The organism is Allobosea sp. BE125 (assembly GCF_031456075.1).
GTDB lineage: Bacteria > Pseudomonadota > Alphaproteobacteria > Rhizobiales > Beijerinckiaceae > Allobosea.
Window position 1 is genome coordinate 195,398 of sequence record NZ_JAVDTY010000001.1, and the last position, 23,511, is coordinate 218,908.

The following is a 23,511-nucleotide window of genomic DNA, read 5'->3' on the forward strand; positions in this document are numbered from 1 at the left end:
TTGTCGATGTTGGCTGGTCCCGTCAACCCTCGAAAGGGTTGTGGACGAGGATGGTGTCGTCGCGTTCCGGGCTGGTCGAAAGCACCGCCACGGGCGCGCCGATCAGTTCCTCGATGCGGCGGACATATTTGATCGCCTGGGCCGGCAGATCGGCCCATGAACGGGCGTTCGCGGTCGAGCCTTCCCAGCCTTCGATCGTCTCATAGACGGGCTCGACGCGGGCCTGGTCGCTCTGTCCGGCGGGCAGATGCTCGAGCAGTTCGCCATTGAGCCTGTAGCCGGTGCAGACCTTGATCTCGTTGAAGCCGTCGAGGATGTCGAGCTTGGTCAAGGCGATGCCGTCGATGCCCGAGGTCTTTACCGTCTGGCGGACCAGGCAGGCGTCGAACCAGCCGCAGCGGCGCTTGCGCCCCGTGACGACGCCGAATTCCTTGCCCTTCTGGCCGATCAGTTCGCCGATCTCGTCGAAGAGTTCGGTTGGGAAGGGGCCTTCGCCGACGCGGGTCGTATAGGCCTTGGCGATGCCCAGCACATAGCCGACCGCGGAGGGGCCCAGCCCCGAGCCGGTCGCTGCCTGGCCGGCGACGATGTTGGAGGAGGTCACGAAGGGATAGGTGCCGTGGTCGACATCGAGCAGGGCGCCCTGGGCGCCCTCGAACAGGATGCGCTTGCCGGCGCGGCGCTCGGCATCGAGCAACGCCCAGACGGTGTCGGCATAGGGCAGGATCTGCGGCGCGATGGTCGTGAGCTGCGCCAGCAACTCCGTTCCGTCGACCTCGGCGATGCCCAGGCCGCGCCTGAGCGCATTGTGATGGGCGAGCAGGCGCTCGATCTTAGCCTCGAGGATCGCGGGATCCTTCAGGTCGATGACGCGGATGGCGCGGCGGCCGACCTTGTCCTCATAGGCCGGGCCGATGCCGCGCTTGGTCGTGCCGATCTTGAGACCGGCATTCGAGGTCTCGCGGAAATGGTCGAGCTCGCGATGCAGCGGCAGGATCAGGGTCGCGTTGTCGGCGACGCGCAGGTTCTCAGGGCTGATCGCGACGCCCTGCTTGCGCAGCCGCTCGATTTCCTCGACCAGATGCCAGGGGTCGACGACGACGCCGTTGCCGATGACCGAGAGCTTGCCGGGCCGCACGATGCCCGAGGGCAGCAGCGAGAGCTTGTAGACATTGCCGTCGATGACGAGGGTATGCCCGGCATTATGGCCGCCTTGAAAGCGGACTACGACATCGGCCTGGCTCGACAGCCAGTCGACGATCTTGCCTTTGCCCTCGTCGCCCCACTGGGCGCCGACCACCACCACATTTGCCATGGTCCAGGTGTCCTGCTGTCTTGCCTGTTTGATCCCACGCAAGCGCCGCGCACATGAAAAACCCCGGCGCAAGACCGGGGTTTGTAAGGCAGGTTCTTGCAGGCCCTCATGAGGCAACACTGCGGCGAGGTCAAGGCTGTGCATGTCCGATGTCGCCGGTCGCGTGGTTCGGGGCGGCGTCGCAGTGCGGTCATTGGCGATCGATAAGGCTGCATGGGCGTGCCCGCAAAACACGAGCGGTACAGGCCCGACGCCGCTCAGCCCGCCAAGGAGCGACGCATATAGGCGCGCGGCGGGGTTCCCAGGCGGCGCGTGAACATCGTGGTGAAGGCGGCGACATTGTCATAGCCCGCCAGCATGGCGATCTGCGTCACCGGGGCGCCGGCGGCGAGCTTCGGCAGGCAGGCGAACAGGCAGGCCTGCTGGCGCCATGCCGCGAAGCTGAGGCCGGTTTCACGCAGGAAGAAACGTGTGAAGGTTCGCCGGCTCATTGCCAGCCTGTCCGCCCATGCGTCGAGACGCAGATGGGCGGAGGGTGCCTCCATGAAGGCCCGGCACAGCGCCGAGAGCCGGGCGTCGGTGGGGAAGGGCAGGCCGAGCGGCCGGGGCGCCAAGGTCGTGACCTCCTCGGCGAGCAGGTCGAGCACCAGTTGCGGCTTGCGGCCTTCCACCCTGGCGTCATGCAGGCGAATCGCCTCGATGATCAGGCCGCGGACGAGGTCCGTGACCGCGAGCACCTGCAGGAAGCGTTCGGCGAGCGCGTCGTCACCGGGCAGCAGATAGACCGAACGCATGCTGACGTCGCTCATCATCTCGACGGAATGTTCGAGATGGGGCGGGATCAGCAAGGCGTGGCCGGGCGGGATCATCCAGCAGCCGACCCCGGTGGCAAGCAGCACGACGCCGGAGAAGACGCAAAGCAGCTGGATATGCCTGTGGCTGTGCGGCGGCACGGTGTAGCCGGCGGGATCGTCCGAGCGATGCACGATCACGCTGCTGCCGGCATGGTAGATTTTGCCGACACTGTGCCGGTGGCTCTCGTCGAGTGCTGCGACCGTCGGCGCCGACAGTTTCGTCATAACCTTGGCCCAATCGCGAAAGTTTTTGACCAAAACACGAATGAAGGTCAGCGGCAAGGCCTGTAGAAGGAACCCGGCATGGCGCGCCGAATGGCGGCGCGAAAGAGGTTTCGAGATGGTTGCGGCATTTCCGGGGGCAGAGCCCCGCATCGAGAAGACGACGACGTCGATCCTGCTGGCGGTGAGCTTCTGTCATCTGCTCAACGACCTGATGCAGTCGCTGCTCGCTTCGCTCTACCCGCTGTTCAAGGCGAATTACGCGCTCGATTTCGTCCAGATCGGGCTTCTGACCATGGCCTTCCAGGTCACCGCGTCGCTGCTGCAGCCGCTCGTCGGCATGGCGACCGACCGCTGGCCGATGCCCTATTCCCTGCCCGTCGGCATGGGTTCGACCTTCCTCGGGCTGATCCTGCTCGGCAATGCCGGCAATTTCACACTGCTGGTGACGGCCGCCTGCCTGATCGGGCTCGGCTCGGCGATCTTCCATCCGGAGGCGTCGCGGGTGGCCCGGCTGGGCTCCGGCGGCCGGCACGGGCTGGCGCAATCGCTCTTCCAGGTCGGTGGCAATATTGGCTCGGCGATGGGGCCGCTGCTGGCGGCCTTCATTGTCCTGCCCTTCGGACAAGGCAGCGTCTCCTGGCTGTCAGGCGTCGCGATGCTGGGCGTCGTCGTGCTTTGGCGCGTCGGGGCGTGGTATGCGGCTCATCGCAAGCAGAACGCGGGCAAGCCCGCCGCCAGCCGCGCCTTGCCGCTGCCGCAGGGGCGGGTCGCCATTGCCTTCGGCATCCTCGTGCTGCTGACCGCGACGAAGAACGTCTACATGGCCAGCATCTCCAGCTATTTCACCTTCTACGTCATCGACCAGTTCGGGCTCGGTGTGCGCGAGGCGCAGCTCATGCTGTTCCTGTTCCTGGCGGCGGCCGCGGCTGGCACCTTTCTCGGCGGGCCGATCGGCGACAGGATGGGCGCGCGCTTCGTGATCTGGTTCTCGATCCTGGGCGTCATCCCCTTCGCTTTGCTGCTGCCCTACGCCAACCTGTTCTGGACGGGTGTGCTCAGCGTGGTCATCGGGCTGATCTTCGCCTCGGCCTTCTCGGCCATCGTGGTGTTCGCGCAGGAGCTGGTGCCGGGGCGCGTCGGGTTGATCGCGGGGGTGTTCTTCGGCTTTGCCTTCGGGGCCGGCGGCCTGGGCGCGGCGCTGCTCGGCAATTTCGCCGACACGCATGGCATCGCCTTCGTCTACCGCATCTGCTCCTATCTGCCGCTGCTGGGGCTGCTCACCATCCTGCTGCCGCGCCTTCCGCGCGCGGGGTAGGAGGCTGGCGGCTCCGGCTGCAGGGCAGGCCATCATCCGCGGCGGTTGCCGCGAAGGGGGCGGCTCGCAAGAGCAGGATGCGAAAAAGTGGGAGCCGGTTTTTCGCATTGATCCTGCTCTCGCTTTTAGATGAGAGACGGATTCAGATCTCAGATGTGATCACTTCGTGATTCCATCTGAGATCATCCGGCTCTATGCCGGCAGCTCTCTCCAGCCGCCGGAGCTCCCGCATGAAGACGCTCGCCATCTCGACCCTGACGATCTGCGGCATCGACGAATTGCCGGCGCAGAGCGAGCGCCGCGTCACCCATGTCCTCTCCCTGCTCGACCCGGGCCTGGCGGAGCTCGACGCTTTCGGTGCCTATGGCGAGCATCACCGCGTCACCTTGCGCTTCCACGACATCCTCGGTCCCTCGCAGGGCTACACCCATCCGCAGCCGAAGCATGTCGAGGCGATCCTGGGCTTCGGCGAGAGCCTGCGGGAGGGTGTGGCCGGCCGCGTCGAGGGCCATCTCCTGGTGCATTGCCATATGGGCATTTCGCGCTCGACCGCCGCGATGCTGTCGCTGATGGCGCAAAACGACAGCGAGGCGAGGGAGGACGAATTGTTCGAGCGCCTGCGCAGCGTGCGCCCGCAGGCCTGGCCGAATTCGGTGATGATCGGCTTCGCCGACGAGCAGCTCGACCGTGGCGGGCGATTGGTCGAAGCGCTGCGCCGCCATTACGGCCACCAGCTCAAGGTCCAGCCGCAATATCAGGACTGGATGACCCGGCTCGGCCGGCAGAGCGAGCTCAAGATGGCGCTGTGAGCGCGGTTGGCATCGGAACCACGCCGTCATTCCGGGGCGGCCCGTAGGGCCGAGCCCGGAACCTACGACCGGGTGAGCGCCCGAAACGGTCGGTGGCGGCCCAGTCGTGGGTTCCGGGTTCATGCCTGCGGCATGCCCGGAATGACGGGGGTGGTTCCGGGCTGAAGGTAGTAACCTGCCGCCTCAGCGCATCAAGCGCGGTTCCGCTATGGCCTGGGGCTGGAAGGTCACCTCGCGGTCGCCCGGCCATTTGATCCGGTAGGCGAGCTTGATCTCCTTTTCGGTCGCGGGGGCGAGGTCGAAGGTCCAGGCTTGGACGCCGCGCTTGTCGCCGACCTGTTTTTCGGTCGGCGGCGTGGTCTGCGGCAAGGTCTCGATGGTGATGGCGCTGCTCTCGGAGAAGGGCACGCGCTCGGTCACGGTGACCTTCACGGGCTGGGCGTGCAGGCTCTTCACCACGGTGCGGAACTCGCGCAGGTCGGTGCGGCTCTGGCCGAGCCAGGTCGGGTCGTTCTCGCGCCGCCTGACCGGCGCGCGCGTCACCTTGAGCTTGTCGTCGGCGCCGAAGCCGAGCTCGACCTTGTCGCCGGAGGCGACGAGGCCGATCCGGCCCTTGCCGATATAGCCGCCGTCGCGATGCAGGAAGACCTCGCCTGGCAGCAACGGGGCCTCGTCTTCATGGGTGAAGGCGGCTTCGAGATAGGCTTTCTCCTCCAGCTCGGGCGTCGTCCGCGCGCTCAGATTCGGGCTGACCTTGCTCTGGCTCAGCAGCACGGCTTTTGAGGAGCCGTCCTGCGGAACCGTGATCCGGCCGGGCACCTGGAAGCTCGCCTGATAGGCGCCGGCCTCGATCGTCGAGGCCGCGATCGTCGCCGGCCGCGCGACGCCGTCCTCCAGCGATTGCGTTGCATCGAAGCCGCGTGGCGCCGGCGCACGGGCAATGGCGGGAGCAGCGGCACGCTCCTTCGCCTGTCTGTTGGCCTGCTCCATGGCGCGCTCGCGAGCCTGATAGATTTCCTGCGGCTCGAAGAACATCACCTGCATCGGGGCAAGATCGGGCGCCCGCGTGCCGCCGGCCGAGCGGGTGGTCGAGAGGGTGATGGCGACATCGGCCCAGTCCTCGCCGCTGCGCTGTCGCAATTCGGCGCGGCGCATGAAATTGATCTCGGGCTTGGCCCCGGCGCTGCCGGTGGCGAGCCTGGCCTCGTAGAGCGGCGTCCAATTCGCCCCGGCGACGCGATAGCTCACCGTGAACTCGGCCGCGACGGGGGCAGGGGCCTCGACAGCGATGGCGACATCGCGCTTGGGCGCGCCGGGGCGCCCCGTCTGGGGGCGGGCGCGTTCGAGGGCCGCGATCTCGCTTTCGATCTCGGCGGCGCGGCCGCGCACAGTCCTGAGCTCGGCATTGACCTTGACCAGCGCGGTGCCGATCGCATCGAAAATCGCCGGCCAGTCGGCGACTGGCAGCGCCTTGCCATCAGGGCCGAGCTTGTCGGGGCCGGTCTGCGCAAAGCGTTCGATCGTGCCGCGCTTGGCCTCGATGGCGCCAGCCTGGCCGTCGAGCACGGCCTTCTCATCGCGGAGAGCCTTGAGCTTGGCCTCGATCACGCTGTCGAGCGGCTTGGCGTCGCCCGGGGCGAGGCGGACATCGACGGCGCCGATCGAGAAGGAGCCGTCGCCTTTACCCTCGACGCGGATCGAAGCCGGATCGATCGTCGCCGGCAGGCCGCGCAGGACGATCTGCGAGGCGCCCTGCAGCAGCTCGGCCCGGCCGAGACGGGTGATCACCGCCCCGTCGGGATAGACGGTGACGCGGTCGATCCGCGAGGCGAGGTCCATTTCGGCGGCGGCGGCAAAGCTCGGCGCGACGATCAAGGCAGCGGCCAGTCGGCTCATCATAACGGTGTCCCCTCCCAAATCACGATGCCCGCGATAAAGCACGCCCGATTTCGACGTGGCAAAGGCGGAATTGGGCCGGACTGCGGAAGGGTGTGACGGAGTGCGCCACAGGTGTTGACGCGGGAGCGGGTGGCGCAGAACCGTTCTCGATTGGAAGCGGCCCTCTCGCAACGTCAGGGCTTCGCGCCTGGCCGTAGGGTCAGAACGGCGGAAGGTCGATCGTGGTGCTGAGCATCGGCCGCCGATCGATCCCAGAGGGTCTACGCTGAGATAGCTCGGCTCGTCCCATTTCAAGGGTTTGACCAGATAAGTGAATCGGCGACACACCCCCATCCCTGCCCTTCTCACTGAACCCAGATATGCCCGGGTTCAGCACTTGGAGTATCGAAGTCGGGCGTACCCGACTTCGATGCGGGAGAAGGGTTCGCCGCGCCTCTCGATGAAGCGCGCGCCGACAGTCTCGCCGGCTTTCGCTACGAGGGTTTCGGGTCTGCCTAGGCATCGCCGGGAATGCGGGCGATGACCTTGATTTCGAAGTCGAAGCCGGCAAGCCAGTTGACGCCGATCGCGGTCCAGTTCGGATAGGGCGCCTGCGGGAAGACTTCGCTCTTCACGGCCATGATGGTTCCGAACTGGTTTTCGGGATCGGTGTGGAAGGTCGTCACATCGACGATATCGTCGAAGCCGCAGCCCCCTGCCGCAAGGGTCGCCTTGAGATTGGCGAAAGCCAGCCTTACCTGACCGGCAAAATCCGGTTCCGGCGAGCCATCGGAACGGCTGCCGACCTGGCCGGAAACAAACAGCAGATCGCCGGAGCGGATCGCGGCCGAATAGCCATGCGCTTCGTAGAGAGCATGGCGGTTTGCCGGGAAGACAGCAGTGCGTTGCATCATGTCATGGTCCTTTCAGATATCGCTGTCCCGCGCGAAGCCGGTGTGGCCATCGGCGCCGGGACTTCACAACAGGTGGTGCGATTTGATATACGCTTCGTATGTCGAATAATCTCACATACGGTACGTATGTCAATCCGGATGCGTCGCGTATCCGCAGTGAAGGTGAGCCATGGCCCCGAAGCGCCGGATCGAAACGATGGAGGAGAACCGCGCCAAGCTGATCTCGGCTGCGCGCAAGGCCTTTGCCGAAAAGGGGTTTGCCGCAGCCTCGATGGATGAGCTGACGGCGGATGTTGGCCTCACGCGCGGGGCGCTCTATCACAGCTTCGGCGACAAGAAGGGGCTGCTCGCCGCGGTTGTCGCTCAGATCGATGGCGAGATGGCGGGGCGCGCGCAGGAGGCCGGCGCCGCAAAGGGAGATTGGGAGGGGCTGCTCGCCGAAGGCGCGGCCTATATCGCGATGGCGCTCGACCCCGAAGTGCAGAGGATCGTGCTGCTCGATGGACCCGCTTTCCTTGGCGATCCCTCGCAATGGCCAAGCCAGAATGTCTGCCTTGAGGTGACGAAGCAGGCGGTCGCCAGGCTGGTCTCGGAAGGCACCCTGGCGCCCGTCGATGTCGAAGCCGCGGCTCGCCTGCTCAACGGAGCGGCGCTGAACGCGGCCCTGTGGGTGGCGGCGAGCGAAGAGCCGCAGTCGGTTTTGCCCAAGGCCGTTGAAGCGTTTCAGCTCATGGCGACAGGCTTATTGGCGAAGCGAAGCTGACCTCGGGGGCGCTGAGGGAGTTCCGGTGCTTTTCATGGGTCGCCAACGCCTGCCGTGTTCAAGAGTGAGAGCAGGATCAATACGAAAAACCGGCGCCCACTTTTCGCATCCTGCTCTATGAGCCGATCTGTTTGGACATTTGAGCCCTCATCCTGAGGAGCCGCGAAGCGGCGTCTCGAAGGATGCTCCAGATATCTCCGGAGCCTCCTGGAGCATCCTTCGAGACGCCATTCCCAAAGGAATGGCTCCTCAGGATGAGGGCTCAGGGAGTTTCCAAGCAGTCTCTAAGCCCTTCCCCGCGCGCTCGCCTGCGGCTGGACGCGATGCTCCAGGAAATTGCGCAATTCGGTGACGCGCCGCCAGGGATCGAGCACCTCCTCGTCGAGAGCATGCGCCCAGGCGAGGTCGCTGCGCGCCGGCTCGGCGTCGAGAGCGGTGATCTCTTCCAGCCAACTCTGCGCTGCCGCCTCGTCCTTGCGAAAGCCTTCCGCGATCAACAGCGGCGTCATCCGCTCCAGGATCGAGGCGACCTGCGCCAGCGGGAATTCGGGGTGGTACTGCACGCCCCAGAACAGGCCGCCGTCATGGGCGATCTCGCAGGCATGGACGACGCTATAGGGGTTGGAGGCGAGCACGGTCGCGCCCGCGGGCGGCTGCGCGATAGTGTCGAGATGGATCGCGGGCGCGTCGAAGGCGGCCGGCCGGCCCGCGAGCAGCGGATGGCTCTGCCCGGCCTGCGTCAGCGTAATCCTGCGGGCGAAGCCGATCTCGCGGCCCCTGGGATTGGTGACGACCGTGCCGCCGGCCGCGACCGCGCCCATCTGGACTCCCCAGCAGGAGCCGAAGCAGGGCGTGCCGCTGGCGTAGATCGCCCGCATCAATTCGATCTGGCGCGTGACCGCCGGTTCGAGATTGTAGATGTGGAGCGAGGAGCCGGTCAGGAAGATGCCGTCATAGGATTGCAGGCCGCTGCCATCGGGCAGGTTGGCGCCCTCATCGGCCGGCAGGCAGATATCTGTGATGCTGCCCGGCGCAATGCGACGCACCTCCTCGGCATAGGCGTCGGCGGGCGAGAGGCCGCGATAGCCCGCCGCATGGTTCTCGCGCTGCTCGCGCGTATTGCCGTCGACGAGGAGCAGGCGGAGCGGGCGAGGCGAAATCTGCAGCATGAGCGGAGTCCAGGCCAGGAAAGCGTGCAAAAAGGGCGTGCCGAGGGATGCGCGGGGCGACGGGCGGCCCTGCGCCTCATCTCATAGGAGGCAGGCCGCCTGCAAGGCTATTGCAGTTGCTCATTCCTGAGGCAGCCGGACGCCAGACGTGACAGAAGCCGAGACCATGCCGGCCAAGACTCCACTCAGCAAGATTCCGCTCAACAAGTCTCCCCTCAACGGGCTCGCCAGCAAGACCTTGCCGCAGCGTCTCTGGGGCAATGCCTATTTGCTGCTCAGCCTGACCACGCTGATGTGGGCTGGCAATGCGGTGGCCAGCCGTCTGGCCGTCGGCCAGATCTCGCCGATGGGCCTGACCTCGCTGCGCTGGGTTTTCGTCTGCGCCATCCTGCCCTGGCTGATGCGGCGCGAGCTTGCCGCCTATTGGCCGGTGCTCAAGGCGCGCTGGCGCTATGTCGTCATGACGGGGGCCGTGGGCTTCACCGCTTTCAATGCGCTGATGTATCTCGCGGGCTATTCGACCACGGCGATCAATATAGGCATTCTCCAGGGCGCGATCCCGATCTTCGTCCTGGTCGGGGCCTTCCTGGCCCATCGCACCGCGATCGGCCCGCTGCAGGCGCTCGGCGTCTTCGTCACCCTGCTCGGCGTCATGGTCGTCGCCAGCCGCGGCGACTATCACGTGCTGACGCAGTTCGCCTTCTTCCCCGGCGATCTCCTGATGATCCTGGCGAGCTTTTTCTATGCCGGCTACACGGTTGCGATCCATTCGCGGCCGATGATGCCCGGCCTCGTCTTCTTCACCGCGCTGGCGATCGTCGCCTGCCTCGCCTCGTTGCCGCTTTTTGGGGCCGAGATCGCGATGGGCCACAGCTACTGGCCGACGTCGAAGGGCTGGCTCATCCTCGCCTTCGTGGTGATCTTCCCCTCGCTGATCTCACAGATCTTCTTTCTGCGCGCGGTCGAACTGATCGGCCCCGGCCGCGCCGGCGTCTTCGTCAATCTGGTGCCGGTCTTCGCGCCGATCCTGGCGGTCTTCATCCTCGGCGAGCAATTGGCGCTCTATCACGGCCTGGCGCTGGCGCTGGTGCTCGGCGGCATCTTCATCGCGGAGCGGCTGGGGAAGCGGTGAGGTTCAGGACGACCTTCGACCAGCCATTATCGTCATTGCGAGCGAAGCGAAGCAATCCCGGAGGGCTCGCGCTACGTCTCCTGGATTGCTTCGTCGCGTTGCTCCTCGCAATGACGGGAGCGCCTCCGATCCGGCTGACAGTCTGAAGCGGCTTCCAGCCCCTTGGGAATCCCCCCGCGATAAATCCGCTCCAATTGCTTAATCCCGGTAACCAGCAACCTTCCAAATCGATAGCTTGCCTCATGAACATGATCTCGCAAGTCAGTTTGGTCGCCGGTTTGCTGATGATGTCGATCTGCGGCGCCTTGGCGGCGCCGCGATATCTATCCTGCGAATTCGCCCAGCCCTCGGGCAAATCCCAGATTTTCAATTTTGCGCTCGACGCTTCCTCGGGAACGCTTGGAATCCATGTTCCGAGCACCGGCAGCGAAAGACAGGTGAAGGCGGTCTTCGCCGCCAGCACAGTCACCGCGAATGAGGGGGCGGTCGCATGGGAGATCGATCCATCCAAGCTGGTTGTCGTCCGCGACAAGCGGATGGTGGGGGAGAAGGATCGCGGCGTCTGCAAGGCCATATCCGCCGGGGAAAGCGGTTTTGACCAATAGGGGGCCGGCGTGCTCAGAGCGCGCCATGACGTCAGCCCGGCCGACCCTCAACCGCCCGTCGCAGAACCCCTGAGATTCGCGACAAGATGGGCGGCTGCGGCCGGCATGCCGCGAGAACTCGCGGCCGAATGAGACACATTTTTCGAGGCAAGCCCCCTTCTACGAGGCAGCTCTCCTTACGAGGCAAGTCTCCTTACGAGGCAAACTCTGGCGGAAGCGCGATCGCCCGCTTTTGCTGCTCGGCCGCGATCAGCATTTCCACGAAAGCGGTCACCTTGCGCGGCCGGAACCGCGCTGCGGGATAGACCGTATGGATGCCGCCGGATGGCAGCGACCATTCCGGCAGGACGTGGATCAGCTGGCCCGACGCCAGTTCATCTGCAACCAGGAAATCCGGCAGGACTGAAAGACCTCCCCCGGCTCGAACGACCCCGAGCACGCCCGGCGTCGTGTCGATGGCAATTCTCGCCTGCAGGCGCACCGCGCGTCGATCGAGATCCCCGCGCGAGAATTGCCACAGCAGCGGTTCGCGCAGCGCCATGTTGGCGACGAACGGAAGGGACACGATATCGTCCGGGTCGAGGACCCCCGCGATCCGGTCCGCGAACGCCGGTGCTGCGACCAAGACTTGCTGGAAGGAGCCGATCCTGCGCGCCTGAAGGCTGGAATCCGCAAGCCAGCCGACCCGGACCGCCATGTCGACCCGGCCGGATGTCAGATCCATGGTCTGGTCGCTCAGCGTCTGCTCCACGCGGCAAGCCGGATAACGCGCCGTGAAAGCCGCGACGACCGGAGCGAGCACCGCGGCGCCGTAGTCGTTGGGCGCGGTGATCCGCAAGGTTCCGGTCGGCTCGATGGCGGCCTGGGCAAGTTCGTCGAAGGCGTCCTCCGCTTCACGCAGGATCATCACGCAACGGGCATGAAACATCACCCCGGCTTCGGTCGGGTGGACGCGCCGGGTGGTGCGCACGAGCAGGCTCGTCCCGAGATCCTGTTCGAGCTGCGCCACCTGGTGGCTGACCACGGCCTTGGTGATGCCGAGCCGCTCGGCCGCGCGCGTGAACGATCCGGTATCAACGACAGCAGCGAAATAGGCCAATCGATTGAGATTCATCGTTTCGATCAAGTCTCGCCGGCATTGATTGTCAAATAATAACAGACATTCTGTCTTATCTGTCGGTCTTTATCAATCAATGTCCGCGCGTCATATCGGGTGGCGAAGGAACCCGGATATGATCGCCACCGCCCGCATCACCTATCTCTTCGATCCGCTGTGCGGCTGGTGCTACGGCGCCTCGGCGGTGCTCGAAAAGCTCGTGGCCAGGCCGGACTTCGCTATCGATCTCGCGCCGACAGGACTGTTTGCCGGCACCGGGGCTCGTCCGATGGATGACGGTTTCGCGGCTTACGCCTGGAGCAATGATCAGCGCATTTCCCGCTTGAGCGGCCAGCCCTTCAGCGAAGCCTATCGCCGCGATGTGCTTGGCGACCATACGCGCCTCTTCGACTCCGGTCCGGCGACGCTGGCGCTCACCGCTGTCGCCGTCACCGCTCCGGGTCAGGAGTTTGCCGCGCTTAAGGCCATTCAAAGCGCCCGTTACGTGGACGGCCGCGACATCGCCGCTGTCTCCGTCCTGTCCGATATGCTGCGCGCCCTGGATCTCCAAAAGGCCGCCGAACGCCTCACAACGCCCGATGACAATCTGCTTGCCGCCTATCGCAAGCGTACCGAGGCCGCGCGCGAAGAGATGCACCGCTTTGGCGCCAACGGCGTTCCAACCCTGATTGCGGGCGTGGGAGAGAGCCGCCGTCTCGTGCCCGGAAATGCGCTCTTCGGCAGCCTTGAGGTCTTGGTCGCCAGGCTGAAGGGCGTGAGCCCGGATCTGACCGGAACAGACAGGCGGCGCGCCTGAATTTCACCTTCGCACCCCCATCGACAGGAGAGCATCATGCTCACAAGGAGAGCCATCATGACATCCAGCATCGCCGCCGGCACTGCTGCCGTCTTTGCTCCGGCGGGTCTCGGCCATGCCGCAGGGGCGCTCACCTGGAAGCATGTTCCTGCCGGACAGAACGGCTTCTACCGTGCCCCGGTCCTGGTCTCCGGCGCCACGGAAGCCGTGCTGATCGACGGCGGCTTCACATTGTCTGACGGCCGCGCCCTCGCGGACGTGATCAAGGCGACCGGCAAGAGGCTCACCACGATCTATATCAGCCAGTCCGATCCCGATTATTACTTCAGCCTCGGACCGATCAAGGCCGCCTTTCCCCAGGCGCGCGTGATCGCCGCCTCGGCTACGGTCGAGGCGATCAAGGGCAGCGTCGAGAAGAAGCTGGCCGTCTGGGGGCCGCAGCTCAAGGAGAACGGCCCGCAGACCCTCGCCGAGGTGGTCATTCCCGAAGCCTTCGACGGCAAGACGCTGACCGTCGATGGCGAGACCATCGAGATCGTCGATGCGGAGGGCCTCCCCAACCGCCGCTATCTCTGGGTACCGTCGCTCAAGGCGGTGTTCGGTGGCGTGCTTGTCTTCTCCGGTGTTCATGTTTGGACTGCGGACACCAATGGCGCCGAACTGCGAGCCGCCTGGGTCAGGAACCTCGATCTGATCGCCGCGCGCCGGCCCGCCATCGTGGTCGCCGGCCATATGACGGCCGACGCCAAGACCGATCTGTCCGGCCTCGATCACACGAAGGCCTATCTGCTGGCCTTCGAGGAAGAGCTGGCGAAGAAGCCCGATTCCGTCGCGCTCAATGCCGCCATGAAGGCGCGCTTCCCCAATTTGGGAATGAGCGTCGCGATCGATATCGGCGCCAAGGTCGCGACCGGCGAAATGAAGTGGGGCTGAGCGCCATGGGCGCCAATCTCGATCTGATCCGCTCGAGGCCTTGCGCGCTTTAGCGCAACGCCGCGACCGCCGCCTTCGCCACCGCCGCATGGGCGGCCTCGCGGGTCTTCTCGTCGGCCTTCGACCCGGCGAGATAGATCGCGATCGCGAAGACGCGGCCATTGGGCAGCGTCACGATGCCGATGTCGTTGGTGGCGTGGTTGACGCCGTCCATGGTCAGGCCGGCTCCGGTCTTGTGGGCGAAGCGCGCGCCTAGCGGCAGGCCGGCGCGGATGCGCAGCGGGCCGCTCTTCGTCTCCGTGATGACCGTATCGAGGAAGGCGGCATGGGCCGGGTCGCGCAGCCAGTTGCCCTTGGCCAGCGCCTCCAGGAACAGCGTGCTTGCCTCGGGGGTGGCGGCGTCACGCGGGTCCTTGAGGGCGAGAGCGAGCGCGGCCAAGCGCGTCTTCGGAGCGAGCGCCTTCAGCTCGGCCCGGAACGCTTGCTCGTCGACGGTCCTGTCCCAGCCGAAGCCTTGCAGGCCGAACACCTGCGGCTGGAATTCGCGCTCATAGCGATCGACCGAAATCCCCCCGATGCCGCCATCCCGGAGCATCTTCGTCACCACCTGCGGCCCGCCGATGAGGCGCATCAGAGTGTCGGCTGCGGTATTGTCGCTCTGGCCGGCGGCGAGTGCGATCAGCTCGCGTAGCGGGTAGGCGTTGCTCTCGCCCTTGAAGGCCTTGGCCAGCGGGCTATGGAACAGCGAGAAATCCTTGCGGGTGATGGTGATCGGCTGGTCGAGCTTCAGCTTGCTGGCTTCGACCGCCTGCAGCACCGCGACCGCCAGCGGCAGCTTGAAGACGCTCTGCATCGGGAAGGTCTCGGAGCCGCGATGCGACCAGCTCTTGCGGTCCTTCAGGTCGAGCAGGGCGACGCCGAGCCGGCCCTGCGACTGGCGCTCGATCGCCACGATCTCCTGGTCGAGCCTGGCCTTGTCCCAATCGGCGAGGGCCGGTGTCGCGAGCAGATTCGGCGTAGCAGTGAGGATGGCGAGGGCAAGGGCGGCGTAGCGAAGCATAAGGCATCTCCTGTGGCGGCGCCACAGGGGGGTGCGATTGGGGCGGCGATGGGGCGTGATGTGGGCATTCGAGCGCGTGGCGATGCTCGGACACGCGCCGTCATTCCGGACGCAGCGAAGGTCGACCCGGAATCCATCGGAGGGCATATCCTTTGACGGGTCTGGCTCTACGATGGATTCCGGATCTGCGCCGCTGCGCGGCTTGTCCGGAATGACGGCTGAGTTTGGCGCGCCGCGGGTGCGCTCAGGCCGCGCCGCCCGGCTCTTCCGTGCAGATCTCCAATTCGATCGGGCAGTCGCAGTCGAGATCGAGATGATCCGGCACGAGCTGCTTCAGGCGTTCGCGCAGGCCCTCCAGCGTCGGGGCTTCCGTGACGATGCCGAGATCGCAGCAGGAGACCGCGTACCAGACGCCAGCCTCCTCGTCGCGGCGGACCTCGAACTTGACGGGAACCATGGGCGCAGCCTTGCGGGGTGCGACCATGGCGCGCAGATCTGCAAAACGCATCAGCTCAGAACCTCAGCCGCCGAGCGCGCTTGACCATCGGGATCTCGTGGATCTTGTCGAGCAGCGCGTCCGAGATCGGCTCGTCGACGGCGACATAGCAGATCGCGTCGCCGCCCGGCTTGTCGCGGCCGAGCGAGAAGGTCGCGACATTGACGCCGGCCTCGCCGAGCAGCGAGCCGAACTGGCCGATGAAGCCCGGCTTGTCGGCATTGCGGACATAGAGCATGTGCGGGGCGAATTCGGCATCGACCTGGATGTCGCGGATCTCGACGATGCGCGGCTTGCCGTCCTGGAAGACCGTGCCCGAGGCGTGGCGCGGCATGTCCTCGGCCTCGACCACGATGCGGATGACGCTTTCGAGGTTCCCGGCGACTTCGCGGGTCAATTCCTCGACCACGATGCCCTTCTCCTTGGCGATCATCGCGGCGTTGACCATGTTGATCTCGGGCAGGAAGGGGCGGAGCACGCCGGTGATGGCGGCAGCCGAGATCGCCTTCAGGTTGAGATGGGCGACCGCGCCCTCATATTCGATACGGATGCCCTTGACCGGCGCTTCGGTGAGCTGGCCCAGGAACGAGCCGAGCTTCTCGGCCAGCGCCACGAAAGGCTTGATCCGCGGCGCTTCCTCGGCCGAGATCGAGGGGAAATTCACCGCATTGGTGATCGCGCCCTTGAGCAGGTAGTCAGACATCTGCTCGGCGACCTGCAGCGCGACATTCTCCTGCGCCTCATTGGTCGAGGCGCCCAGATGCGGCGTGCAGACGACGTTCTCCAGGCCGAAGAGCGGGTTGGCCTCGGCAGGCTCGACCGAGAACACGTCGAAGGCCGCGCCGGCGACATGGCCGGACTTGATCAATTCGGCCAGTGCCGCCTCATCGACCAGCCCGCCACGGGCGCAGTTGATGATGCGCACGCCCTTCTTGGTCTTGGCGAGGTTCTCCGCCGAGAGGATGTTCTTGGTCATCGCCGTCATCGGCACATGCAGCGTGATGAAATCGGCGCGCTTGAGCAGGTCCTCCAATTCGACCTTCTCAACGCCGAGCTGAACCGCCCGTTCGGCCGAGAGATAGGGGTCGAAGGCGATGACGCGCATCTTCAGGCCGATGCCGCGTTCGGCGACGATCGAGCCGATATTGCCGCAGCCGATCAGCCCCAGCGTCTTGGCCGTGATCTCCACGCCCATGAAGCGGTTCTTCTCCCATTTGCCGGCCTGGGTGGAGGTATCCGCGGAGGGGATCTGGCGGGCGAGCGCGAACATCATCGCGATGGCGTGCTCGGCGGTGGTGATCGAATTGCCGAAGGGCGTGTTCATCACGATGATGCCGCGCGCGGTGGCAGCGGGAATCTCGACATTGTCGACGCCGATGCCGGCGCGGCCGATCACCTTCAGCCTCGTCGCGGCCTCGAGCAATTTGGCGGTGGCTTTGGTCGCCGAGCGGATAGCAAGGCCGTCATACTCGCCGATGATGGCAGCGAGCTTGTCCTTGTCCTTGCCGAGGTTGGGATCGAACGTCACCTCGATGCCGCGATCCTTGAAGATTTGCACGGCGGCGGGGGAGAGGGCGTCGGAGATCAATACGCGGGGGGCTGTCATGGAATGGCTCCGGCTTACGCCGCGCTGCACGGGGAGCGTTCGGCACGTGGAAGGGAAGGCGCGCATCCTTCTCCCCTCGGGGGAGAAGGTGGCTCGGCGAAGCCGAGACGGATGAGGGCCGCGCAGGTCGGAAACGTTGATGGGGGAAAGGAGCTGGCGAACAGCGTTGCGCTGCCCTCACCCCAACCCTCTCCCCCGAGGGGAGAGGGGGCTAGGTCGAGGCTACGCCGCCTTCTTGCTCAGCCCCGCCTTGGCCTCGGCGAAGGCATAGGTGATCCAGGGCAGCAGCGCCTTGAGATCGCGCGATTGCACGGTCGCGCCGCACCAGATGCGCAGGCCGGGAGGGGCGTCGCGGTAGTGGCCGAGATCGAAACCGGCGCCCGCCTTCTCGATGATCGACACGACCTGCTTGGCAAACGCCGTCTGCGCGTCGGCCGAGAGCGCCGTCACCGCCGGGTCGGTGAATTTGAGGCACACGCTCGTATTGGAGCGCGTCTTCGGCTTCACCGCCAGGAAGTCGATCCAGTCGTTTTCGCGCACGAACTTTTGCAGCACGCGGAAATTGCCGTCAGCGCGCTTCACCAGCCCGTCCAACCCGCCGACCTTCTTCGCCCAGTGCAGCGCATCGAGATAATCCTCGACCGCGAGCATGGAGGGCGTGTTGATCGTCTCGCCCTGGAAGATGCCCTCGGAGAGCTTGCCGCCCGAGACCATGCGGAAGATCTTCGGCAGCGGCCAGCTCGGCTTGTAGGTCAGCAACCGCTCGACCGCGCGGGGCGAGAGAATGATCATGCCATGGGCCGCCTCGCCGCCGAGCACCTTCTGCCAGGAGAAGGTGGTGACATCGAGCTTGGGCCAGTCGAGGCGCTGGGCGAAGGCGGCCGAGGTCGCGTCGCAGATCGTCAGCCCCTCGCGGTCATCGGCGATCCAGCTGGCGTCGGGCACGCGCACGCCCGACGTCGTGCCGTTCCAGGTGAAGACGACGTCGCGGGTTTTCGTGTCGACCTTCTTCAGGTTCGGCAGTTCGCCATAGGGCGCGGTGATGGTGCGCACATCGGTGAGCCGCAGCTGCTTGGCGACATCGGTCACCCAGCCCTCGCCAAAACTTTCCCAGGCGACCATGTCGACGCCGCGGGCGCCGAGCAGCGACCACATCGCCATCTCGACGGCGCCGGTGTCGGAAGCGGGCACGATGCCGATGCGGTAATCCGCCGGCACCTGCAGCACCTCGCGGGTCAGGTCGATGGCAAGCTTGAGCTTGTCCTTGCCGACCTTGGCGCGGTGCGAGCGGCCGAGCGCCGCGTCAGAGAGATGTTTGAGAGCCCAGCCGGGGCGCTTGGCGCAGGGGCCGGACGAGAAATGCGGCACGCGCGGACGCGTGGCCGGAACGGTATTCGCCATCGATGTCTCCATCCTTACAGATGGGCGCGCCACGGTGGGGTGGCGTGTCCCGTCGATGGGGGTAAGGCGGGAGGGTGGGGGGAGTCAAGGGAGTGCATTCAGGCTATACCTTAGTCGACGACGGTAAGGCATGGTGTTCCGTGCCGCTAATTGTCGAACCACATTTGGAATCGCAAGGCTCAGCTGTAGTAGGCAGTTCGATTGGGATCATCGCGCGCTCGGGAGCATCCCGATACGCGTAACCCTGAGCGAATGGAGAAGAAGGCCGAACTTCAAGCTTGAAGACGGGCTCGCCACGAAAAAATTCCTGTTTGATGTCCGCATCGATCGCAAAGGCACAATACCGCATCCAACTTAGACAAATACTCTGGCATGCGGTGATAATTGCCGGGTCAGGTGATCGATAGATTGGCCGCATGTCGAAAAACGCTTTCTTGGGAAAGCCTCCGAAATTTTCGGGCAACGCGTTGATCGTGTGATGCGGATTCTCAAATTGAGTCCAGGCGGAACAAACGGCAAAATCTAGTGAGCGGAACAGTTTTCGACGCCATTCACCCACAACACCAACGTGCGTGAGCCTGGTTAGGAGATCCAGACTCATGTCGGGGTCGCCAGAATTTAGTAGCCAAACGCCCTTGGCGATAATTTTTCGACCCTGCTTCTGAGCCAGTTCTTCACTCTCTTTGAGTTGTCGTGCTGCTTTCTTTATCAAATCGAATAAATTTGGGCGAAACTCTCGATGAAAGGCGGTCCAATCGGCCGGTGTCATGGCATCTGAATTAATTCTTGTAATATTCCCAGGTAATTGTTCAAAATAGCGCGCGCGACTACGTTTTCCTTCGAAGAAACGAGCCAACGATCCTCGTGTGCTCTCACCGCTGAGTTGCTTTAACTCGAGCAAAATATCGCCGTCATCGCACGGAATGATAAAGTCGGCATTTGCGACGCCGGGCGGCACTGAAAGTATGTCGTCGAGCCGAAAGCCGCCTGAATTTTGTATCATCTCGGTGAAAGCGTCTTCGTGAAGCGGTCGAATTCTATCGATCGGCGCCAATTCAAGAAGGTTTCTGAGTTTGTTCTTTGCCATTGTCGCCTCCTTCCCCCTCGATCGTAGCTCAAATAACGTCTAGCGGGCTACGAGCTCAGAGATCAGTGCGGATGCAACCCGACCAAAGGCCGAAAGGCGCGCGAAACCCCTCTGCCGGATGGGAGAGGGGTAGGGGTGAGGGTGTGCCGCTGATCGCTTGGGCGCGATCTTGGCTGATTCAGCCAAGATACTGGCTGAAATAACCGCGTGATCGAGAATTTTGCGTTGTATCTAAGAGGCCCCTTGAGTGCTCGGAGGCCAAATTGTCATTTCTTCAGATCTCTTATGTGATGATCGCCGTATCTTATATTGTCGCTGCTGCGGCATTGTATGTGGGGCATTGATGCTCAGTTGGTTGACCTCACACCCTTATCCGGCACTCTGCGCTCTCCTCTCCCATCCGGGAGAAGGAAAGAGGGCGTCGCGGCTGCGGTGAAAAGGCGCGGGGAACCCTTCTCCTGTAAGGAGAAGGGCAGGGATGAGGTGTCGGCCCCTGGACCAGTGGGGTGCAGAACTTACCGCAGCGGACGTAAGCGTCGTGCGGAAAGCGCGCGACACCTCACCCCACCCTCTCCTTAAACGGGAGGGTTCTCCGTCGAGGTTCCAGCCGTCTCGCGGATGCGGGCAATGACGGCGTCGCGGTCGTTGAGCACCGTTTCATTGCCGAAGCGGATCAACATGAAGCCGTGGCGCTCGATCTCCTCTGATCGCGCCGCGTCGTAGTCGCGCTCGGCATCATGCTGCCTGCCGTCGAGTTCGACGACGAGCTTGCGCTCGAAGCAGAGGAAATCGACGGTGTAGCCGAGCAGCGGAGCCTGACGTCGGAACTTGAGACCGTCGAGACGGCGCGCGCGCAGTAGGTCCCAGAGGATGTCTTCCGGTTTCGTCGATTGCCGGCGGAGTGTCCTTGCGAAACTCTGCTGTTCCGTCGCCATCGCGCCTCACCGTCCAACGGCCTAAACCTCACCCCTGCCCCTCTCCTTACAGGAGAGGGGTTCCCCGCGCTTCACCTGCAGGCGAATGGGCTTGCCCCTCAATCCCCCGTCACCGTCATCTCCGCGTCGATCGCCTTCATCTTCGGGTTGGCGGCGCAGAAGGCTCTGATCCTGGCCTCGACATCATGGCTGGCCTGATGGGCCTTCGGCTTGTGACCCCCCGTTGCGCTGCTCTTGAGATAGGTGGCGCAATCCATCTCCGGGTCGGTGATCGCGGCAAGGGCCGGGGCGATGGTGAGGAGGCAGGCGAAGGCCGCGACGAGCGCGCGGGAGGCGAGGGGCATGATGGCGGTCCTGAACGAGCGGGCCGCGCGCTGCGGCCGCGCCGCTCGTGCACTGCCCCGCTGCCGCGCGCAACGGCGTTTCCGGGTGCCCCGGCGTGCAGGGAGGGCATTGCTCGGGGAAGGGCGCCTTCCTTCTCCCACCTATCTCGGGCTTGCCCGAGATAGGCAACTCAAGGTGTCAAAGTCGGCAACAGCCGACTTTGATGGGGGGAGAAGGTGGGCCGGCGAAGCCGGGTCGGATGAGGGAAGGAAGCAAGCCGGAACAAGACTTCCCTCATCCGTCAGCGCTACGCGCTGCCACCTTCTCCCCCGAGGGGAGAAGGGAAGAGACCGCGCCCCAGCCCAAAATTGACATGATCGCGGCAAAAATTGCTATTGGCAGGGGGCGCTGGGGACACGGCGATCGAGATGACCAGAGATGACGATCAGGGCGGCTTTGACGATGCGCAGCCTCAACCGCAGGACCCGGGCGACGACCCCATGGTCGCGGAGGCGATGGAATTGGTGAAGCTGTTCCGGGCGCTGCCGCCGATCAAGCGCAAGCTCGTCACCGATTTCGCCCGCGCGCTGGCCGAGGAGGCCGGGCGATAGCGGATGTGGAGAACCAGCTTAGAATTGTTGCAAGCTTGGCCGGGAGCAGCACAGTCTTTTGCGGCGCAGCAAAATGCCGGTCCGGCTTCGCGGCGATGAGGTCAATATGGCGGCACCCGCAAAGCGCGATCCAGCTCTGATCGGTCCCAGGCGCGTGCTCGGCTCGTGGCTGTGGAAGATCGAGGAGGGCACGTTGCGGGCCAGCCCCGCCATCGCCAGGGCTTTCCGGGTCGATCCCGAGCGCGCCAAGATCGGGCTGCCGCTCGACGATTATATCCACGCCGTCCATCCCGATGATCGCGAGGCTTTCGACATCGAGGTCTCGAAGGCGGTCGCCATTTCCGGCGAGTTCTGGGCCGAGTATCGCGTCGTGGCGCATGACGGCTCGGTGCGCTGGCTCTGGGATCGCGGCCAATGCGTCGTCTCGAAAGCCGGGCGGCCGATCGAATATATGGGGGTGGTGATCGACATCACCTTCGGCGCGCATCACGATCTGGACGATGCCGCCGACCATCTGATGGCGGCGCGCGAGATCGCGGCCGCTGCTGGGCAAAACGATCTGCGCTTCATGATCGACATGGCCCTGCTCGAGGTCGGCCGTGTGGCCGTGCCCGAGCCGGGGCGGCTGTCTCCAGGCAGAGAGCGCTAGAGCGAAGCCAAGGCTGCACGAGTAAGACGGCCCTTGCGCGCGCCCGGCGGGCATGGTGGGACAGGCCGACACACAAACCGGAGCCCGTCATGGCCAAGAAGACCCCCGAACAGCTAGCCAAGGAGTTCGAGGGCCGCAAAGCGAAGGGGCTCGCCAAGGGCGGGGCGGCGTTCTGGCCCAACATCATCGCCAATGCGGTGCTGAAGCTCACCGCCGCCGGCAGCGAGATCAATGCGGCCGTGCTGGTCGAGATGATCGAGCGCGAGGCGCAGACGCAGGAATTGGCGATCAAGGCCGGCGCGACGGAGGCCGTGGCGCGGTTGAAGCAGGCGGTGGCGAAGGGGGCGTAAGGGCTTTCCTTCTCCCACCCATCTCGGGCTTGCCCGAGATGGGCAACTCAAAGTGTCAAAGTCGGCAACAGCCGACTTTGACGGGGGAGAAGGGAGAGAGGGCGCTCAGGCGCCCTTCAGCCTGGTGTTGCACTGGCTGTAATAACCGCCGCCCTTCTGGATCCATTTCAGGTCGCCATTGCCGCCATTGGCCTTGTTGATGTTGTACTGGTCGTTGCAGGTCTTGAAGCGCTGTTTGCCGGCCGAGAGGGTCGAATATTTCGGATCGACCTTGGCGGGGAAGACGGCGTTGCCGGCGGCGGCCGGGGCAGCGGCTGCGGGCTTGGCGGGAGCCGCTGCCCCGGCCGATGCCGGCGCGGTGGCTGCAGCCGGGGCGGCCGTGTCGGAGCACTGGGCCTTGCGGAAATCGTTCCAGGACTGACCGCCCAGCGTGTTGCCGGTCTTGGCCGCGTTATATTTGGTGCTGCATTCCTTCATCGTCAGCGCCTGGGCCGGAGCCGAGGCTTGCAGGACGAACCCGCCGACGAGTGCGAAGACGCCGGCGGCGAGCGCGGTGCTGGTCTTTGTCATGGTCATCGTTCCCTGACGGGCATGGCCCGTTGGTGGAGCTTCGGCCGGACGGCTCATTCCGGGCGGTCGTGCTGCAAGGAAGGAGGCTAACGCCTTTAAAATGAACGGTCCATGACAGAAACCCGAGCGCTCAGCCGGGTTCTCCGGCGATCACGCCCTTGCGGAACAGGAAGCAGCCATAGGGGCGGGGATCGCCGACCTGGACGACAGCGAAGGCCGCCTTCGCCGCCTCGTAGAAGGCGAAGCGCTCGATGCCGACGAGCGGGAGGGGAGCGCCCGTCGCGCGGTCGAGCTCATGCTGCACCTGCGCCTGCACGACGGGGACCGCCTGCGCATCGCCGACCACCAGCATGCGCCGCGCGGGGGCGGGCTCGAAATCGTCGATCGGCAGCACGGAGAGGATGGCGCGGGCGGCGCGGGCCATGGTCAGCCCGGGCAGGCGCACGAGCCGGCCGCTGGTGGTGGCGCGCGCGATGGTCTCGGCGGGATGATTGGCGTCGACCAGAGCGAGATCGTCGCCATGGCCCATGGCGGAAAGCAGCCAGAGCAGATCGGCGGAGAGGACGGGATCGAGGCCCTTCAGCATGGGAAATCTTT

Annotated in this window: 25 protein-coding genes; 10 read left to right on the forward strand and 15 right to left on the reverse strand. The window is 64.9% G+C overall.

All coding sequences use genetic code 11. From position 1 onward, the window contains the following. Positions 1 to 22: 22 nt before the first annotated feature. Positions 23 to 1,315 carry an adenylosuccinate synthase gene (locus tag J2Y55_RS00945; protein ID WP_310146697.1) on the reverse strand — a complete coding sequence of 431 codons (1,293 nt, stop codon included), beginning with the start codon at positions 1,313 to 1,315 and terminating at the stop codon, positions 23 to 25. A gap of 257 nt (positions 1,316 to 1,572) precedes the next feature. Continuing rightward, on the reverse strand, positions 1,573 to 2,394 hold the full coding sequence (locus J2Y55_RS00950; protein WP_310146700.1) for an AraC family transcriptional regulator: 822 nt from the start codon (positions 2,392 to 2,394) through the stop codon (positions 1,573 to 1,575). Positions 2,395 to 2,509: 115 nt separating this feature from the next. Between J2Y55_RS00950 and J2Y55_RS00955 the strand changes: the two genes are divergently transcribed. Together J2Y55_RS00955 and J2Y55_RS00960 are read left to right on the forward strand one after the other, a co-directional pair. Next, positions 2,510 to 3,709 carry an MFS transporter gene (locus J2Y55_RS00955; RefSeq protein WP_310146705.1) on the forward strand — a complete coding sequence of 400 codons (1,200 nt, stop codon included), beginning with the start codon at positions 2,510 to 2,512 and terminating at the stop codon, positions 3,707 to 3,709. 230 nt (positions 3,710 to 3,939) lie between these two features. After that, complete coding sequence (locus J2Y55_RS00960; protein WP_310146707.1) at positions 3,940 to 4,518, forward strand: tyrosine phosphatase family protein; 579 nt, start codon at positions 3,940 to 3,942, stop codon at positions 4,516 to 4,518. 183 nt (positions 4,519 to 4,701) lie between these two features. Here the strand turns inward: J2Y55_RS00960 and J2Y55_RS00965 are convergent, their stop codons facing one another. Together J2Y55_RS00965 and J2Y55_RS00970 are read right to left on the reverse strand one after the other, a co-directional pair. Continuing rightward, on the reverse strand, positions 4,702 to 6,414 hold the full coding sequence (locus J2Y55_RS00965; protein WP_310146709.1) for a mucoidy inhibitor MuiA family protein: 1,713 nt from the start codon (positions 6,412 to 6,414) through the stop codon (positions 4,702 to 4,704). A 497-nt stretch (positions 6,415 to 6,911) separates the two neighbouring features. Beyond that, positions 6,912 to 7,310 (reverse strand): RidA family protein, encoded by a 399-nt coding sequence (locus J2Y55_RS00970; RefSeq protein WP_310146711.1) that lies wholly within the window; start codon positions 7,308 to 7,310, stop codon positions 6,912 to 6,914. Positions 7,311 to 7,479: 169 nt separating this feature from the next. Here J2Y55_RS00970 and J2Y55_RS00975 point away from each other — a divergent pair, with 169 nt between their 5' ends. Further along, a complete protein-coding gene (locus J2Y55_RS00975; protein WP_310146714.1) occupies positions 7,480 to 8,073 on the forward strand; it encodes a TetR/AcrR family transcriptional regulator in 594 nt (197 codons plus the stop codon). A gap of 284 nt (positions 8,074 to 8,357) precedes the next feature. Here J2Y55_RS00975 and J2Y55_RS00980 read toward each other — a convergent pair whose 3' ends face one another. Beyond that, complete coding sequence (locus J2Y55_RS00980; RefSeq protein ID WP_310146716.1) at positions 8,358 to 9,242, reverse strand: type 1 glutamine amidotransferase; 885 nt, start codon at positions 9,240 to 9,242, stop codon at positions 8,358 to 8,360. A 148-nt stretch (positions 9,243 to 9,390) separates the two neighbouring features. Here J2Y55_RS00980 and J2Y55_RS00985 point away from each other — a divergent pair, with 148 nt between their 5' ends. Then, complete coding sequence (locus J2Y55_RS00985) at positions 9,391 to 10,374, forward strand: DMT family transporter (protein WP_310146717.1); 984 nt, start codon at positions 9,391 to 9,393, stop codon at positions 10,372 to 10,374. 242 nt (positions 10,375 to 10,616) lie between these two features. Further along, the gene (locus tag J2Y55_RS00990) at positions 10,617 to 10,979 is read left to right on the forward strand and encodes a hypothetical protein (RefSeq protein ID WP_310146719.1); all 363 of its coding nucleotides are present in this window, start codon (positions 10,617 to 10,619) and stop codon (positions 10,977 to 10,979) included. A gap of 193 nt (positions 10,980 to 11,172) precedes the next feature. On the opposite strand, the gene J2Y55_RS00995 is transcribed toward J2Y55_RS00990, so the two are convergent. Beyond that, entirely contained in the window at positions 11,173 to 12,093 is a 921-nt protein-coding gene (locus J2Y55_RS00995) for a LysR family transcriptional regulator (protein WP_310146722.1), read from the reverse strand. A gap of 118 nt (positions 12,094 to 12,211) precedes the next feature. Here J2Y55_RS00995 and J2Y55_RS01000 point away from each other — a divergent pair, with 118 nt between their 5' ends. Both J2Y55_RS01000 and J2Y55_RS01005 read left to right on the forward strand, forming a co-directional pair. Further along, a complete protein-coding gene (locus tag J2Y55_RS01000) occupies positions 12,212 to 12,892 on the forward strand; it encodes a DsbA family protein (protein WP_310146724.1) in 681 nt (226 codons plus the stop codon). 36 nt (positions 12,893 to 12,928) lie between these two features. Next, a complete protein-coding gene (locus tag J2Y55_RS01005; RefSeq protein WP_310146726.1) occupies positions 12,929 to 13,825 on the forward strand; it encodes an MBL fold metallo-hydrolase in 897 nt (298 codons plus the stop codon). Between the two features lie 49 nt (positions 13,826 to 13,874). Here the strand turns inward: J2Y55_RS01005 and bla are convergent, their stop codons facing one another. From bla to J2Y55_RS01040, 7 genes are all read right to left on the reverse strand, one after another. Then, entirely contained in the window at positions 13,875 to 14,885 is a 1,011-nt protein-coding gene (bla, locus tag J2Y55_RS01010; RefSeq protein ID WP_310146728.1) for a class A beta-lactamase, read from the reverse strand. Positions 14,886 to 15,129: 244 nt separating this feature from the next. Continuing rightward, on the reverse strand, positions 15,130 to 15,393 hold the full coding sequence (locus tag J2Y55_RS01015) for a DUF1902 domain-containing protein (RefSeq protein ID WP_310146730.1): 264 nt from the start codon (positions 15,391 to 15,393) through the stop codon (positions 15,130 to 15,132). A 4-nt stretch (positions 15,394 to 15,397) separates the two neighbouring features. Then, on the reverse strand, positions 15,398 to 16,987 hold the full coding sequence (gene serA / locus J2Y55_RS01020; protein WP_310146732.1) for a phosphoglycerate dehydrogenase: 1,590 nt from the start codon (positions 16,985 to 16,987) through the stop codon (positions 15,398 to 15,400). Between the two features lie 222 nt (positions 16,988 to 17,209). After that, positions 17,210 to 18,388: a phosphoserine transaminase gene (locus J2Y55_RS01025; RefSeq protein WP_310146735.1), complete on the reverse strand. Its 1,179-nt coding sequence runs from the start codon at positions 18,386 to 18,388 to the stop codon at positions 17,210 to 17,212. 103 nt (positions 18,389 to 18,491) lie between these two features. Beyond that, on the reverse strand, positions 18,492 to 19,475 hold the full coding sequence (locus tag J2Y55_RS01030) for a hypothetical protein (RefSeq protein ID WP_310146737.1): 984 nt from the start codon (positions 19,473 to 19,475) through the stop codon (positions 18,492 to 18,494). Positions 19,476 to 20,050: 575 nt separating this feature from the next. Beyond that, positions 20,051 to 20,410 (reverse strand): endonuclease domain-containing protein, encoded by a 360-nt coding sequence (locus J2Y55_RS01035; RefSeq protein ID WP_310146739.1) that lies wholly within the window; start codon positions 20,408 to 20,410, stop codon positions 20,051 to 20,053. Between the two features lie 98 nt (positions 20,411 to 20,508). Then, positions 20,509 to 20,754, reverse strand: coding sequence for a hypothetical protein (locus tag J2Y55_RS01040; RefSeq protein WP_310146742.1), 246 nt, complete (start codon positions 20,752 to 20,754; stop codon positions 20,509 to 20,511). A 408-nt stretch (positions 20,755 to 21,162) separates the two neighbouring features. On the opposite strand from J2Y55_RS01040, the gene J2Y55_RS01045 reads away from it, so the two are divergent. From J2Y55_RS01045 to J2Y55_RS01055, 3 genes are all read left to right on the forward strand, one after another. Next, the gene (locus J2Y55_RS01045; protein ID WP_310146744.1) at positions 21,163 to 21,345 is read left to right on the forward strand and encodes a hypothetical protein; all 183 of its coding nucleotides are present in this window, start codon (positions 21,163 to 21,165) and stop codon (positions 21,343 to 21,345) included. 106 nt (positions 21,346 to 21,451) lie between these two features. Further along, complete coding sequence (locus J2Y55_RS01050) at positions 21,452 to 21,994, forward strand: PAS domain-containing protein (protein ID WP_310146745.1); 543 nt, start codon at positions 21,452 to 21,454, stop codon at positions 21,992 to 21,994. 89 nt (positions 21,995 to 22,083) lie between these two features. Beyond that, the gene (locus J2Y55_RS01055; protein ID WP_310146746.1) at positions 22,084 to 22,344 is read left to right on the forward strand and encodes a hypothetical protein; all 261 of its coding nucleotides are present in this window, start codon (positions 22,084 to 22,086) and stop codon (positions 22,342 to 22,344) included. 105 nt (positions 22,345 to 22,449) lie between these two features. Here J2Y55_RS01055 and J2Y55_RS01060 read toward each other — a convergent pair whose 3' ends face one another. Both J2Y55_RS01060 and J2Y55_RS01065 read right to left on the reverse strand, forming a co-directional pair. Then, a complete protein-coding gene (locus J2Y55_RS01060; RefSeq protein ID WP_404978788.1) occupies positions 22,450 to 22,914 on the reverse strand; it encodes a hypothetical protein in 465 nt (154 codons plus the stop codon). A 130-nt stretch (positions 22,915 to 23,044) separates the two neighbouring features. After that, positions 23,045 to 23,500 (reverse strand): RbsD/FucU family protein, encoded by a 456-nt coding sequence (locus J2Y55_RS01065; RefSeq protein WP_310146748.1) that lies wholly within the window; start codon positions 23,498 to 23,500, stop codon positions 23,045 to 23,047. Positions 23,501 to 23,511 lie beyond the last annotated feature (11 nt).

Coding starts and splice junctions, on each gene's coding strand:
- J2Y55_RS00950 (WP_310146700.1), bottom strand. CDS start 2,394: ATGACGAAACTGTCGGCGCCGACGGTCGCAGCACTCGACGAGAGCCAC.
- J2Y55_RS00990 (WP_310146719.1), top strand. CDS start 10,617: ATGAACATGATCTCGCAAGTCAGTTTGGTCGCCGGTTTGCTGATGATG.
- serA (WP_310146732.1), bottom strand. CDS start 16,987: ATGACAGCCCCCCGCGTATTGATCTCCGACGCCCTCTCCCCCGCCGCC.
- J2Y55_RS01030 (WP_310146737.1), bottom strand. CDS start 19,475: ATGGCAAAGAACAAACTCAGAAACCTTCTTGAATTGGCGCCGATCGAT.
- J2Y55_RS00980 (WP_310146716.1), bottom strand. CDS start 9,242: ATGCTGCAGATTTCGCCTCGCCCGCTCCGCCTGCTCCTCGTCGACGGC.
- J2Y55_RS01005 (WP_310146726.1), top strand. CDS start 12,929: ATGCTCACAAGGAGAGCCATCATGACATCCAGCATCGCCGCCGGCACT.
- J2Y55_RS00970 (WP_310146711.1), bottom strand. CDS start 7,310: ATGATGCAACGCACTGCTGTCTTCCCGGCAAACCGCCATGCTCTCTAC.
- J2Y55_RS00960 (WP_310146707.1), top strand. CDS start 3,940: ATGAAGACGCTCGCCATCTCGACCCTGACGATCTGCGGCATCGACGAA.
- J2Y55_RS01040 (WP_310146742.1), bottom strand. CDS start 20,754: ATGCCCCTCGCCTCCCGCGCGCTCGTCGCGGCCTTCGCCTGCCTCCTC.
- J2Y55_RS00955 (WP_310146705.1), top strand. CDS start 2,510: ATGGTTGCGGCATTTCCGGGGGCAGAGCCCCGCATCGAGAAGACGACG.
- J2Y55_RS00975 (WP_310146714.1), top strand. CDS start 7,480: ATGGCCCCGAAGCGCCGGATCGAAACGATGGAGGAGAACCGCGCCAAG.
- J2Y55_RS01055 (WP_310146746.1), top strand. CDS start 22,084: ATGGCCAAGAAGACCCCCGAACAGCTAGCCAAGGAGTTCGAGGGCCGC.
- J2Y55_RS01035 (WP_310146739.1), bottom strand. CDS start 20,410: ATGGCGACGGAACAGCAGAGTTTCGCAAGGACACTCCGCCGGCAATCG.
- J2Y55_RS01060 (WP_404978788.1), bottom strand. CDS start 22,914: ATGACAAAGACCAGCACCGCGCTCGCCGCCGGCGTCTTCGCACTCGTC.
- J2Y55_RS01065 (WP_310146748.1), bottom strand. CDS start 23,500: ATGCTGAAGGGCCTCGATCCCGTCCTCTCCGCCGATCTGCTCTGGCTG.
- J2Y55_RS00945 (WP_310146697.1), bottom strand. CDS start 1,315: ATGGCAAATGTGGTGGTGGTCGGCGCCCAGTGGGGCGACGAGGGCAAA.
- bla (WP_310146728.1), bottom strand. CDS start 14,885: ATGCTTCGCTACGCCGCCCTTGCCCTCGCCATCCTCACTGCTACGCCG.
- J2Y55_RS00995 (WP_310146722.1), bottom strand. CDS start 12,093: ATGAATCTCAATCGATTGGCCTATTTCGCTGCTGTCGTTGATACCGGA.
- J2Y55_RS01015 (WP_310146730.1), bottom strand. CDS start 15,393: ATGCGTTTTGCAGATCTGCGCGCCATGGTCGCACCCCGCAAGGCTGCG.
- J2Y55_RS01025 (WP_310146735.1), bottom strand. CDS start 18,388: ATGGCGAATACCGTTCCGGCCACGCGTCCGCGCGTGCCGCATTTCTCG.
- J2Y55_RS00965 (WP_310146709.1), bottom strand. CDS start 6,414: ATGAGCCGACTGGCCGCTGCCTTGATCGTCGCGCCGAGCTTTGCCGCC.
- J2Y55_RS01000 (WP_310146724.1), top strand. CDS start 12,212: ATGATCGCCACCGCCCGCATCACCTATCTCTTCGATCCGCTGTGCGGC.
- J2Y55_RS01050 (WP_310146745.1), top strand. CDS start 21,452: ATGGCGGCACCCGCAAAGCGCGATCCAGCTCTGATCGGTCCCAGGCGC.
- J2Y55_RS01045 (WP_310146744.1), top strand. CDS start 21,163: ATGACCAGAGATGACGATCAGGGCGGCTTTGACGATGCGCAGCCTCAA.